Below are 13,225 nucleotides of genomic sequence, written 5' to 3'. Positions count from 1 at the left end.
TGAGTTTTCAGAAGGCTATATATATAATAGACTGTAAAAAGATACTGAGGTAATTACATGAATAATTATTTATCGCTAAAGGACCATGTATATAACTATATCGTCGATCAAATTAACAATGGGACATTACTCTCTAATCGCAAAGTGAATGAAAATGCAATCAGCGAGGCTTTAAAGGTAAGCAGAACACCAGTTAGAGAGGCGCTTATCCAACTTTCCTCCGAAGGTTTGTTGGAAAATATCCCGCGCAAAGGTTTTGTCATAAAAGAGCTTACAAAGGAAGAAGCAAAAGAAACCTTTTTTATTATCGGCGCATTGGATGGTCTAGCCGCTTCACTCTCTACCCCTTTATTGACTGAAAAGCATTTGCGTGAAATGGAATTCTATATTGAAAGTATAGATTTGGCCATTCAAACGGGAAATTTTTCGATGTATCATAAAATGCAAGAATCCTTTCATAATGTCTACCTATCAGTTTGTCCCAATAAAAGCCTCGTAACCCTATTACTTCAATTGGAAAAGAAATTTTTAAAAACTTTCGATGGAACGGATAATCCCGAGTTAACTGCAAAACGATTGACACAAACAAATAACGAACATAGAAAAATGATGGAACTGTTTCGAAATGGCAAAACAGCTGAATTAGAGCGTTTCATGAAAGAAGTCCATTGGAATGTAGATAAAGCAGAGCTCATCCCTCTATAATTTTCAATACCTAAAAAAATTCTGTCGCTGACAGAATTTTTTTATTGAATCCACATAAATATAATGTACAATATATAATATACAAAATTATTCAAAACAGATAGATGGGAGAATTCACAAATTGAAGAGTCGAAATTTTGAATTAGCAAAGAACCTTCGTCATGAACTTCATCGGCATCCTGAACTTTCCAACGAGGAAGTATGGACAAAACAATATTTACTAGACTTTTTGAAAACGCATACATCCAATTTTGAAATTGTCGATAAAGGGAATTGGTTTTATGCCGTTTATCGAGCAGGAAAAAATAAGCCTAATATTGCTTTCCGGGCAGATTTTGACGCTCTTCCGATGGATGAAGTCATCGACCTCCCGTGGGCCTCAGAATTCGAAGGAAAAGCACATAAATGCGGGCATGATGGACATTCCGCAACTCTCGCAGCATTTGCGCTTGAAATTGATCAAAACGGAGCTGATAAAAATATTTTTTGCCTCTTCCAACCTGCTGAAGAAACAGGAGATGGCGCAATCCAATGTGTTGACTTCATTACCGACAACAAAATAGATGAAATATTTGCCTACCACAATATGAGTGGTTTGCCATACAAAGCTGTGGGGATTATGGATGGCACAATGCTATGCGCATCAAAAGGCATGACCATACGTATGGAGGGGACTCCTGCCCATGCAAGTCAACCCGAAGACGGCATTAACCCTTCACTAGCAATTGCTAATATCGTCAAAAAAATTCCTGAGTTCATCGTACCGGAAAAACATAAGGGCCTTGTCCTTTGTACGGTTGTACAAATCGATGTAGGGGAAAAAGCTTTTGGCCTTGCCGCTTCTAAAGGCGTTATTCGTATGACGCTTCGTGCATTATACGAAGAAGAGCTGGATCGACTCCAAGAAGCTCTTGAAAACTTTGCAATATCTCAATCAGAAGAACATGGCTTAAAAGTGAGTTTCGAATATAATGATGAATTTCCAGAAACGATAAACCATAAAGAAAGCGCTGATAAAATCCGCTTCCTTGCAAAAGAAAAAGGAATTGATGTAGTTGAATTGGAAGAGGCATTTCGCGGATCCGAAGACTTCGGACATTTCACAAAGCTCACAAAGGGTGCTTATTGCTTTATTGGCAACGGAGAAGATTACCCGAATGTTCATACCCATGAATATGACTTCCGTGATGAACTGATTGAATCGGGCGTCGAGCTATTTAAGGGGCTAGCTGAATTGTAAGACTTTGATAGACAGAGAGATTGGGAGGAATTGAGATGGCAAAGGGTGAAAAAAGAAAAGGGATCAACTTCCCTCACGTTTATATTATGTTCTTACTAGTGATGCTGCTAGTGGTCGCCTTATCTTGGATCGTACCAAGTGGACAATATGAACGAACAGTGAATCCGGAAACAGGTATTACCGAACTGAACACAGAAGTATTCAAGTATGTTGATCAATCCAAGTCAATTGGATTTATGGACTTTTTCTCGGCTTTACATAACGGGGTTGTACAATCTGCTGATATCATTGTGATGCTTTTATTTGCAAGTGGTGCGCTTTATATTCTTGAAAAGTCCGGAGCCATTGCTGCAGGTATTCACAAATTATTGCGGGTTGCCGGTGGAAAAGAAAAACTAATCATCCTCGCATTGCTCACGTTGTTTGCCATTATGGGAACAATCGGTTTCGGAGAAGGAGGAATCCCATTCATTCCGCTGGCAATGGCTGTAGTGATGGGGATGGGATATGACCGAATTACGGCCTTCGCTACGTCAACAGTTGGTTTGGCGATTGGCTTTACAGCAGGTGTCGTGAACTTCTATACGACAGGTGTCAGTCAATCGATTGTAGGATTGCCGATCTATTCCGGGCTCGGATTCCGGATCATATCTTTACTCATCTTTGTCGTCATCTCTGCTGTTTATATTCTTCGATATGCGAATAAAACAAAAGCGGATCCTACGAAGAGTATTGTAATGGAAGAGTATGCAGAACAACTGCAAAACACCCAATCTGCGGAATATGAAGAAGAGGAATTTACATTACCTAAAAAGATTGCATTATTAGGGTTGGTTGGTGTTTTAGTAGGAAGTGCCTTTGGTGCCATCCAACTCGGTTGGGGTATGCCACAGTTGTCAGCAGTCTACGCGATTTATGCTGTATTCTTAGTCATCATTTTAAGACTTAGCCCAAGTGAAGCAGCAGTCACATTCGGTGAGGGGGCAGCAAGACTTCTCCCAACAGGATTAGCGATTGGTTTTGCTCGATCTGTCATGATTTTGATGGACCAAGCCCAAATCATTGATACAGCTGTCCATTCGTTATCAGGCTTATTAAGCCACACTGGATCCATAATTACGTTATTGATTCTTTTCTTAGTGGTCATTTTCTTCAATTTCTTTGTCGTTTCCGGAAGTGGAAAAGCAATGATTTTAATGCCGATCATGGGGCCGCTCGGAAAAATATTAGGGATCAATCAACAAGTCATGGTTGTCGTATATCAATTCGGGGATGGCTTTACGAACTATTTATGGCCAACTTCCGGAGGGTTAATGGCTGCGCTTGGAATGTCCAATGTGAATTATGCCGATTGGGTGAAATTCTCATTTAAATTATTTATGTTGCTACATTTTGCTGCCTTTATTTTAATCGTCATTGCTCATTATATGGGGTTAGGGCCAGCTTGAAATCTCGTAATAAGAAGGAGATGTTTGAATGATGAACATTGTGGAAGAAGCAAAAAAATACGAAGAACAGATTGTTAAAGATCGCCGATATTTGCATCAACATCCGGAAATCGGGTTTGATTTGCCAAATACACAAAAATATATTCAGCAACGCCTTGATGAGATGGGAATTACCCACAAGCAATGTGGTGTCGTGCCGCCCGAGATTAGGGAAAAGTATGTAAGGGCTGGATTTGGCGATCAGGCAAATTGCACAGGTATTGTAGCAACAATCGGTGAAGGTTCCCCTTGTATCCTTCTTCGTGCCGATATGGATGCCCTGCCTATTCAAGAAGAAGTGGAGTCGGAATTCAAATCTGAAAAGCCCGGCCTCATGCATGCCTGCGGCCATGATTCACATGTTGCTATGCTTTTAGGAGCTGCCCAAATTTTAAAGAATCATGAAGCCGACTTAAAAGGGACGGTTAAGTTGTTTTTCCAACCAGGAGAAGAATGGGGATACGGTTCGAAGCTAATGATCGATGACGGCGCATTGGAAAACCCGAAAGTGGATGCCGCGTTCGGCATTCATATTATGCCGGACCAGGAAGCTGGCACGCTTTCAGTTAGCAAAGGAACACTATCACAGGCAATGGATACGTATATTGTGGATATTAAAGGATATGGCGGTCATAGCTCGCAGCCCCATAAAACGATTGATGCCAATATGATTATGAATCAGTTATATACAAGTTTAAATCTATTATTCACACGTGAAGCGGATCCTAGTCAAAGTGTTACATTTTCAATCGGTGCCATGAATGGCGGCACTGTGACGAATGTCATCCCAGAAAAAGCGGTATTAAGCGGAAATATGCGCAGTTATGATCAAAAAACCCGGGATCATTTATGTGAAAGGATTCCTGAAATGATCGACCATGTCGTAAAAGCATGGCGCGGTGAATACAGCATAACAGAATTCCATACACCAACGACGTACAACAATCCTGATTTCATCGACGCAATCGCCCCTTTCCTTAAAGATGTGGTCGGGGCAGATAACATTCTCGATAACGGGGTATTAAGCGGTTCAGAAGATTTCTCCTATATCTCCCAACAAGTACCGTCTGCCTTTGTTGTGTTAGGTACAGGGAAAGAAGGCGAAGCTCCTGTTCACAACCCTCGCATGAAACAAAATGAGGACATCTTTAAATACGGTGCTGCATTACACGCAAACGTAGCAATGCAATGGTTGAAAAGCCAGCATTAATACAAAATACTAATAAAGCGTCAACCCAATTGATTGGGGTTGACGCTTTTTGTTTTGATATCATTTTGATGAACGCGACGAGAATGATAATGGAAAACGTATAACCTTAGAAACTCTGCAACCTCTTGCCCACAGGCATGCTTTGCAGCCGAACCGCAACAACGACGCCGATTACTGCCCCGCTTACGCTTGAAACGAGAAAAGGGGGCATGAAGAAGAATGCGGTGACGGTCGTGCCCATAAGGACAGCCGCATATGGAACCGCAAACAACGACGCGATAATACCGGTCCCGATGATTTCTCCAATTGCTGCCAACCATGCTCGCCCCGACTGCTTATACAGCAGCCCGGCAAGTGCCGCGCCGATCATCCCTCCCGGAAAAGCGAGCAATGACCCAGTGCCTGTCAATATGCGAACCAATCCGGTCATGAAAGCAATGATGACGGCGGGAATCGGTCCTAGCAGGATTGCGGCGATGACATTGACTGCATGTTGGATCGGATAGGCGCGTGCAATCCCTGCAGGAAAAGAGACGAATGCGGATCCCGCCACCGCAATCGCCGTGAATACAGTCATCAAGACAAGCTTTCGCGTACTCATCACAACACGCTCCTTTCACGACTCCAATTTAATGAAGCTTCCTTTAGAAGGCGCACCGCCTTTTCAGGATTAGTAGATGAAGCAATCGCTGAAATGACAGATATGCCATTTGCGCCTGCCTTGAAGACCGGCTCGGCATTGAATGACGTAATGCCACCAATTCCGACAATCGGCAAATCAGGATGTAACTTTGCGACTTCTTCGATCATCGCTGTGCCAGCAACCGGTTTCGCATCGTCTTTCGATTTCGTCGGATATACAGGCCCCATGCCGACATAATCCGCTCCCGCTGACATAGCCGCTTCTGTTTCTTCTATTGTATGGACGGAAACCCCCAATATCTTTCCGGGCCCAATCCTTTTTCGGACAAATCGCGCCTCAGCATCGTCCTGCCCGACATGGACGCCATCCGCGTCAATTTCTAGGGCAAGATCGACATCATCATTCACGATGAACGGCACGCCATATTGTGCACATAACTGCTGGCAACTTTGCGCGAATGCTTTCTTCTCCTTCCCGACAAGTGCGTGTGCCCCCTTTTCACGGAGCTGAAAACAAGTGATTCCGCCTTTTAAAGCGTCTTCCAATACGGAGAGCGGATTCTCAGCATTCGTCGAACCCATTATGAAGTAAAGCGTAACGTCAACGTTTCTCAATCAATTCGACTTCCTTCCGTTCAGCATTGCCCCGATTCCGAAACGCCGTATGGTTTGTCGGCCCGTGTCCATTGCCAATGGATAGCCCCTCTTCAATTGCTGCATGGATAAAGTATTTTGCGGTAACAACTGCTTCATTCATTGGCATCCCTTTCGCAAGCTCTGCCGTAATGGCTGCAGCGAAAGTACATCCCGTGCCATGCGTGTCTTTCGTATCGATCCGCTTGCTTCTCATAAGAAAGCTTTCGCCGTTCGCTGACATGAATAAATCCTCTGCATAAGGAGTATCTACCCGGTGCCCCCCTTTCAGCAGTACGGCTCCAGCTCCCATCTGGAGCAGTTGATTTGCGGCATTCTCCATGTCTTTCATTGAAACGATCGTCATTCCCGTCAACACTTCCGCTTCAGGAATATTGGGCGTCAAGAGTGTCGCTGTTGGAATGAGGTGCTCTTTCAATGCTGCAATCGCTGAATGCTGAAGAAGCGAAGCACCGCCTTTCGCTATCATCACGGGATCAATGACTAAAGGGATTCGCTCGTGACGATTCAATGTATCGGCAACCGCTTCAATAATTTCTGCAGAGAACAGCATCCCGGTTTTGGCAGCTCCGACTGTGAAATCAGTTAGCACCGCTTCAATTTGGGCAATGACAATTTCCGTCTCTATCGGCTGGACCGCATGGACACCTAACGTATTTTGAGCGGTTACGGCCGTCAATGCGGACGTTCCGAACGCCCCAAGTTCCTGGAATGTTTTCAAATCCGCCTGGATGCCTGCCCCGCCTCCACTGTCCGAGCCTGCAATTGTGAGTGCAACCGAAGTCATTTGACAACCTCCTCTATAAAACAATGGTGATCGAAGTTGATTGCTTCACCGTCCAATTGGTGTAAAGCATTTAGGAAATGAACAGCAAAATCTCCTGGGCCAGAAGCTTGCTTTGCCGCCAATTCACCCGCTTTTTTGTAAAACGCAAGACTATATGCAACTATATCAATCGGCGCATCCTTACCGACCGAAAGAAAAGCGGCGGACACAGCACTTAACAGACAACCCATGCCCGTAATTCGCGTCATGAGCAAATGCCCTCCTGTTATACGGATTATTTTTTCACCATCCGTCACGATGTCAGTCTCACCGCTTACCGCAACGAGACAACGATGGCGGCTGGCCACCTCTTTAGCAGCCTCGGCAATATTTGCCGAACCGACACCCGCATCGACGCCTCTCGCTTTCCATTCAACACCCGCGATGGATGCAATTTCACCTGCATTTCCGCGGATGAGTGTAATATCCAATTCCTTTAGAAGTTTAGCGACCGTCCGTTTTCGGAAAGCAGTCGCTCCTGCTCCGACAGGATCCAGTACGAGGGGCTTACCTTTAAAGGAAGCGCTTTTTCCGGCAGCGATCATTGATTCAACAGCCGAACTGTCCAACGTTCCAATATTAAGCAATGTACACGAGGAAATGGCAGATACTTCCGCCGCCTCCTCGATTGCATCCGCCATGATGGGAGAAGCCCCCAATGCCAACAGGCCGTTCGCTTGAAAGTTTGAAACGACATGATTCGTAATGCAATGCACTAACGGGTTTTGCTGACGCAGTTCATCCAACAATGGTAATTGGTCTGTCATACATGTACCTCGTTTGTTTCAAGTGACCATTTTTGCTTCGTCCATGCCATTTCCCAAAACTGCAATTCATAGTGGGTACTCTTAATGAAATGAGCTTTCAATTGTTCACGTCTTTGCTTTGGAAGTTGTTCGGTCAGTTTATTCAAACGGTCGATCTGTTCACGGGTTGCCTGTTCGAACCATTCAGAGCTGTACGTAGCAATCCATTTGTCATAAATCGGATGATTCGGTTTCGCGTCCTTCAACCGCTCGCCTATTTCGTAATACAGCCAATAACATGGCAATAATGCGGATAATGTAGCGGCCAAGTCACCTTCCAACGCCGCCCGGTATAAATGCGACGTGTACGCATATGCCGTCGGCGCCGGCTCGAATTTTTCAATATCCTCATCTGTAACGCCCAACATTCCAAAGAAGCCTTCATGCAATGAAATTTCCGCCCCGCAAGTTCCATCCGCATGTTGCGCAAACCGTTGCACCGTCAATAAATCCGTTGCCTGTACAGCTGCCATCGCATGCACTTTCGCAAAATGCTTCAAATAATAGGAGTCTTGCAGAACATAATGTTTGAACACCTCTTCAGGCAATGTCCCTTCAGCAAGTGCTGCGATGAACGGGTGATGAAAGCTTGCCTCCCAAACATCGTTGCATTCCTTCCGTACCTCTTCACAAAACGTCATTCCAACCACTCCTCTTTTGTTTTGGAAAACCAAAAAAGCCGCTTCACTCAACACAATCGTTGAAGAAGCGGCTCGCAAATCGGCGTAAGATAACCTTTGGAAGATGTGCGATCCACTTCCCTACGCTGGTATGAGCAAGATCAGGTTCGAAGGGTCCGCGTATCGATACACGTCTCAGTCTTTCACAAAGACTCCCCCAGTGGTTAACTCTTTTCAGTTTTCATCTCCACTATAACATAGTTTAGTAGTTTCGCAAGGTTGTGACATCATTGATTAACCCGGCTGTAATATTTGGAAATAAACAACGCTAGACCATTTAGTCCATTCGAAAATGTATTTACAAAGTAATATATCGCAGACGCATAGCATGTTGTTAACGTTTTTCAGATAGGAATAATTTGGATAATGAGGGTCGAATTAATTAGGTTTAACCCTCTTTTTAGTCTTTTCACACGTATTTATATTATTACAACGGTTAATATTTCCATGAATACTTGTTAATTGGTTGTCACACCACTGTTATTTTCTTTTGTTATTGTTAGTCATGTGCAGAAGGGACACTGCTACACTATTCGGTTGGAAGTTTTGAGAGAATAGTAAAAAACGATCCCTATACTTTTTACTTGAGAAGGAGGCGGATGTACATAACGACTTGAAAGAATGAGTGTTATTTCGCTTCATTATCTAGTAAGCAAGTCAAAAAAAATTTATGAAAAGGGAGTTTGATCATTCTTGGTTAACGAAACGAATCGTAATGAGAAGAACACGAAAAAGAAGATTTTACCGTTTGTCATGTCGACATCAATGCTAACTGCTGCTATTTTTGGAGCAGGCGGTTCAGCTTTTGCAGCTGAAAATGGCGAAAAAGAGTTTAATAACCACGGTGAAAAGGTTTCCCATTACGCAACAACTATTCCGGGCTCACCTGAAAAAGGACAATTCATGCGTACAATTGCCAATAAAAACTTTGTAGCCGCTGAACCAGGTGATGATGATTCTACAGATGACGATGATACAACAGATATACCTAATAACGATGAAGAAGCTGTTGACACTCCAGCTGACGATGAAGAAGCTACTGATACTCCAGTTGACGATGAAGAGGCTGTAGACGCTCCAGTTGATGAAGAAGAAGCTGTAGACGCTCCGGCTGATGAAGAAGAAGCTGTAGATGCTCCTGCTGATGAAGAAGAAGCTGTGGATACTCCAGCTGACGATGAAGAAGCTGTAGACGCTCCGGCGGATGAAGAAGAAGCTGTAGATACTCCAGCTGACGATGAAGAAGCTGTAGACGCTCCGGCGGATGAAGAAGAAACTGTTGATGCTCCGGCGGATGAAGAGGAAGCTACGGACGCTCCAGTTGAGGAAGACGAAACTGTTGAGCTACCAGCTGATGAAGAGGAAGCTGTAGAGACTCCTGCAGATGAAGAGGATGTTACGGACGCTCCTGCTGACGAAGAGGAAGCCGTAGATACTCCAACTGAAGATGAAGAAGCTACGGATGCACCTGTAGAAGAAGATGCCAAAGAAACAGAAAAGCCAGCTGACGAAAATATCAATGAAGATACTACGCCAACTGACCAATCAACCGATTCTATTATAACAGACGAGCAAGTAAATGAGTACAAATCCATCTTACAAAATTATGTAAGTTTGATTGACTACTACAATCTTGCTATCCAAAATCATCTTGGGATTGTCTTGCCAGGTGAAGAAGCAGAAGAAGTACCTGCTGACAAGGAAGAAACTACAGATACACCTGTAGATGAAGAGGAAGCTACGGATGCACCAGCTGATGAAGAAGAAGCTACTGATGCGCCAGCTGACGAAGAGGAAGCTACCGACGCTCCTGCTGACGAAGAGGAAGCTACCGACGCTCCTGCTGACGAAGAAGAAGCTACTGATGCTCCGGCTGATGAAGAAAATGCAACAGAAGTACCCGGTGACGGTGAAGATGTAGTGGAAGAACCTGCTACTGAAGAAGAAGCTCCTGAAGAAACAGTTACAGAAGATGTTCAAACAACAGTTTGGGACAAACTCGTTGGATACTACAACCAAGTTGTCACAGCATACAACTCATTTTTCGGATTGCTTAAAAAATAAGATAGCAACAAACTAAAACTAAAACTGAATAAGCAATGCATCCCATACTAACAGGGGATATCATTATTCCCTGCCTAAACCGTATGCCCCACGGCGAAATTAATATAAATTAAAACTAATGCGGTGCCTGTGCACCACACATTTATGACAATTCATTGTCTCTTATAATAATAAGCATAGAAGCCAACCAAGTCTTGATTTGGTTGGCTTCTTCATTTATCTTATGCAATTGTATTGTATTATCTGAATTGTTCGTTGCACAGGCACCGAAACAATTCAAACGATTCATTCATTCTGTACTCCTCGGGCCAATGCTTTTAAATCGCTTCCTGCCGGGTTTTGGAACACGCGGAGTCCAAATTCCCCTGCAATGGCAAATAAATGATCAAAAATATCCGCTTGGACGCCCTCATAAATAGCCCATTGCGTGCTATTCGCAAACGCGTATATTTCAATCGGCAAGCCATTCTCTCCGGGCTCCAATTGTCTTACCATTAATGTCATTTCTTGATGGATGCCGGGATGGTGTTTAAGGTATTCAATAATGTAAGCCCGAAAGACGCCGATATTCGTCATCGCCCTACCGTTTACGATATTGCTTCGGTCGATCTTATTTGCAATATTGTACTCCAGAATTTCCTGTTCACGGCTAACAATATAATCCGATAGATAGCGGATCTGTTTAAAATGCTCGATCATTTCATCCGTGCAAAACGTAATACTCGTCATGTCGATATGCAAAGCCCGCTTAATGCGTCGTCCGCCAGATTCCTGCATACCGCGCCAGTTGATGAATGAATCCGATATGAGCGCATAGCTCGGAATCATCGTCACCGTCTTATCAAAATTTCGCACCATTACCGTATTTAAAGAGATATCAATGACATCCCCATTTGCACCGTATTTCGGCATTTCAATCCAGTCGCCCATGCGAACCATCTCAGTTGCTGATAACTGGACACCCGCCACAAGACCTAATAACGAATCCTTAAACACTAACATGAACACCGCTGACAGAGCCCCGATTCCACTAAGCAAGATAAGCGGACTTTTCCCCATCAAATTGGCAATGACCAAAACGATACCAACGATGATGACAACTATTTTAGCAACTTGAATATACCCTTTTATCGGCTTCGTTTTTGATATTTCATACGTCTGATAAATATCATTAAACACACTTAATAATCGATTGATGACACTGAATGCCACTATCATCATATATGTCAGCGCCAACGTTTCGATCGCCGCACGATACGTGGGAAAGCTGGCTGCAAAGGAATAAATAATGATCGCCGGCACAAAATGGGACAATCTCCGGAGCACTTTCCTCTCCAACAGAATATTACCCCACTTAATATTGTGCTTTCTCACAATATGAGCGATAAATCGGATAATCACTTGTTTTGTAATAAAGTTCGCAATGATACATAGGAGTGTGATTATAGTTACCAGGATGACAAATGACAGCGTGTCAACCAAAGCGTCATCCACTCCGTAACCTAAAAGCCGGTTACGAATAAAATTCATCTATCTCTCCCCTTTACGTAATCTGCTTTCCATTATAACAGAAGTAAGGGGTCTCCACTTTCTTCAGCCTCCTATACAGGCCGTGATGTGAATAAGTGGAATATGGTACAATCGTAAAAATACTACATAAATGAGGTAGACGACATGTGCCGAAACATTAAAACGCTGTTCAACTTTTCCCCTCCAGCTACCACGGATGAAATTCATGCCGCCTCGCTCCAATACGTTCGGAAAGTTTCTGGATATAACAAGCCTTCCAAGGTAAACGAGGACGCTATCAATCTCGCTGTTAAGGAAGTGGCGATCGCTACACAAAAATTACTAAACACATTGGTAACAAATGCCGAACCCCGAAATCGAGAAATTGAAGCTGAACGGGCTCGGGCTCGTAATGCAAAAAGATTCGGATTGGAAAATCAGAATTAAAACTATAAATTTATTTCAGTGTAGTACAGATTTATCAGCAACGGTACCTGTGCAACACACACTTATGACAATTCATCGTAATCTATATAAATACCAAAAGAAGCTGACCACGATTGGGTTGATCAGCTTCTTTGTTTAACCTCATTGAAACTTTGCTTCGCCCAATCTTGTGTCTTCCGAATAAGGAAATAACTCCATAAACCCCTTTTCTTTAAACATGCATTCAATTTCCCCCTAGTTATTCGGTATCCTCTTTCATATACCGCCTCATTGTCCGGTAATAAATAAAATATTGTCCAATGGCGAGCAAGAGCAAAATGTTCAGCATTCCGACCTTCCCAATCGGTAAAATCAAAAAGATGGTTGCCAAGAACGGAAGGCCGACTGTGAAATAAGAATAGACTTTCTGCGTCGCACGTCGTGTCACTTCCTCAAACAACTCGTCATCATCCATATATTCCTGCGGCTTTAATGTCATGATTTTCAGCCGATGACTCGGATTCCGCTTATTATGGAGATGAATTTTCCATCTAAATATAAGTAGATACATAACTAAGACGATGAGCCAAGCGAGAAGGCACCAAAAGCCGAGGCCTTCTAAATTAAACTGAAATAGAAAGCTTTCCGGACTATTTGAGTATTCAAAGTCCGACATGAATCCAATTATCGACGTGAGAGCGATTAGCAATAAAATACAACCCATTTGCCATATCGGATACGTATACCTCATATCGCCTTTCATTTCATTCCTCCCCTTCCAACCAAAATACTTCATTAAGATCACATTGGAATGCTTGCGCAATTTTCAATGCCAACGTAACAGATGGTGAAAACTCCCCTTTTTCAATAAAGCCGATCGTCTGCCTTGTGACACCTACCATTTTGGCGAGGTCACTTTGTGTAAACTCTTGACGGGCACGCAGCTCACGAACCTTGTTTTTCAGCATGTAAACTC

At 43.4% G+C, this 13,225-nt stretch carries 14 protein-coding genes and 1 riboswitch; of the genes, 6 read left to right on the top strand and 8 right to left on the bottom strand.

The annotated features are described in order from the left end of the window. The first annotated feature begins 57 nt into the window (after positions 1 to 57). The 4 genes from ACTHPA_RS16655 (at position 58) to ACTHPA_RS16640 (ending at position 4,642) form a co-directional block, all read left to right on the top strand. Positions 58 to 705, top strand: a complete 648-nt coding sequence (locus ACTHPA_RS16655) for a GntR family transcriptional regulator (protein WP_440501822.1) — start codon at positions 58 to 60, stop codon at positions 703 to 705. 121 nt (positions 706 to 826) lie between these two features. Continuing rightward, the gene (locus ACTHPA_RS16650) at positions 827 to 1,945 is read left to right on the top strand and encodes a M20 metallopeptidase family protein (protein ID WP_440501820.1); all 1,119 of its coding nucleotides are present in this window, start codon (positions 827 to 829) and stop codon (positions 1,943 to 1,945) included. Between the two features lie 35 nt (positions 1,946 to 1,980). Continuing rightward, positions 1,981 to 3,393, top strand: a complete 1,413-nt coding sequence (locus ACTHPA_RS16645) for a YfcC family protein (protein ID WP_440501818.1) — start codon at positions 1,981 to 1,983, stop codon at positions 3,391 to 3,393. Between the two features lie 28 nt (positions 3,394 to 3,421). Next, positions 3,422 to 4,642 carry a M20 metallopeptidase family protein gene (locus ACTHPA_RS16640; RefSeq protein ID WP_440501817.1) on the top strand — a complete coding sequence of 407 codons (1,221 nt, stop codon included), beginning with the start codon at positions 3,422 to 3,424 and terminating at the stop codon, positions 4,640 to 4,642. 106 nt (positions 4,643 to 4,748) lie between these two features. Here ACTHPA_RS16640 and thiW read toward each other — a convergent pair whose 3' ends face one another. Genes thiW through tenA form a run of 5 tightly spaced genes read right to left on the bottom strand, consistent with a single transcriptional unit; the run spans position 4,749 to position 8,211 of the window. After that, the gene (gene thiW / locus ACTHPA_RS16635) at positions 4,749 to 5,243 is read right to left on the bottom strand and encodes an energy coupling factor transporter S component ThiW (protein WP_440501815.1); all 495 of its coding nucleotides are present in this window, start codon (positions 5,241 to 5,243) and stop codon (positions 4,749 to 4,751) included. Next, positions 5,243 to 5,866 (bottom strand): thiamine phosphate synthase, encoded by a 624-nt coding sequence (thiE, locus tag ACTHPA_RS16630; RefSeq protein ID WP_440501895.1) that lies wholly within the window; start codon positions 5,864 to 5,866, stop codon positions 5,243 to 5,245. Before thiE ends, thiW begins: the two co-directional genes overlap by 1 nt. Before the next feature lie 19 nt (positions 5,867 to 5,885). Then, complete coding sequence (gene thiD, locus ACTHPA_RS16625; protein WP_440501813.1) at positions 5,886 to 6,725, bottom strand: bifunctional hydroxymethylpyrimidine kinase/phosphomethylpyrimidine kinase; 840 nt, start codon at positions 6,723 to 6,725, stop codon at positions 5,886 to 5,888. Beyond that, complete coding sequence (gene thiM / locus ACTHPA_RS16620; protein ID WP_440501812.1) at positions 6,722 to 7,531, bottom strand: hydroxyethylthiazole kinase; 810 nt, start codon at positions 7,529 to 7,531, stop codon at positions 6,722 to 6,724. The genes thiD and thiM overlap by 4 nt, the downstream gene beginning before the upstream one ends. Then, positions 7,528 to 8,211: a thiaminase II gene (gene tenA / locus ACTHPA_RS16615; RefSeq protein WP_440501810.1), complete on the bottom strand. Its 684-nt coding sequence runs from the start codon at positions 8,209 to 8,211 to the stop codon at positions 7,528 to 7,530. Before tenA ends, thiM begins: the two co-directional genes overlap by 4 nt. A 100-nt stretch (positions 8,212 to 8,311) precedes the next feature. Continuing rightward, a riboswitch (TPP riboswitch) is annotated at positions 8,312 to 8,419 on the bottom strand. A gap of 524 nt (positions 8,420 to 8,943) precedes the next feature. Here tenA and ACTHPA_RS16610 point away from each other — a divergent pair. Then, on the top strand, positions 8,944 to 10,314 hold the full coding sequence (locus tag ACTHPA_RS16610; protein WP_440501809.1) for a hypothetical protein: 1,371 nt from the start codon (positions 8,944 to 8,946) through the stop codon (positions 10,312 to 10,314). A gap of 285 nt (positions 10,315 to 10,599) precedes the next feature. On the opposite strand, the gene ACTHPA_RS16605 is transcribed toward ACTHPA_RS16610, so the two are convergent. Then, positions 10,600 to 11,844 carry a mechanosensitive ion channel family protein gene (locus ACTHPA_RS16605; RefSeq protein WP_440501807.1) on the bottom strand — a complete coding sequence of 415 codons (1,245 nt, stop codon included), beginning with the start codon at positions 11,842 to 11,844 and terminating at the stop codon, positions 10,600 to 10,602. Positions 11,845 to 11,988: 144 nt separating this feature from the next. On the opposite strand from ACTHPA_RS16605, the gene ACTHPA_RS16600 reads away from it, so the two are divergent. Beyond that, on the top strand, positions 11,989 to 12,270 hold the full coding sequence (locus ACTHPA_RS16600; RefSeq protein WP_440501805.1) for a DUF2277 domain-containing protein: 282 nt from the start codon (positions 11,989 to 11,991) through the stop codon (positions 12,268 to 12,270). A 238-nt stretch (positions 12,271 to 12,508) separates the two neighbouring features. On the opposite strand, the gene ACTHPA_RS16595 is transcribed toward ACTHPA_RS16600, so the two are convergent. Next, a complete protein-coding gene (locus ACTHPA_RS16595) occupies positions 12,509 to 13,012 on the bottom strand; it encodes a hypothetical protein (protein ID WP_440501803.1) in 504 nt (167 codons plus the stop codon). Between the two features lies 1 nt (position 13,013). After that, positions 13,014 to 13,217: a helix-turn-helix transcriptional regulator gene (locus ACTHPA_RS16590; RefSeq protein WP_440501801.1), complete on the bottom strand. Its 204-nt coding sequence runs from the start codon at positions 13,215 to 13,217 to the stop codon at positions 13,014 to 13,016. Between the last annotated feature and the right edge of the window lie 8 nt (positions 13,218 to 13,225).

This window comes from Sporosarcina sp. SAFN-015, from assembly GCF_051966875.1.
Classification (GTDB): Bacteria; Bacillota; Bacilli; order Bacillales_A; family Planococcaceae; genus Sporosarcina.
This window is presented reverse-complemented; position numbering and strand designations above follow the sequence as displayed.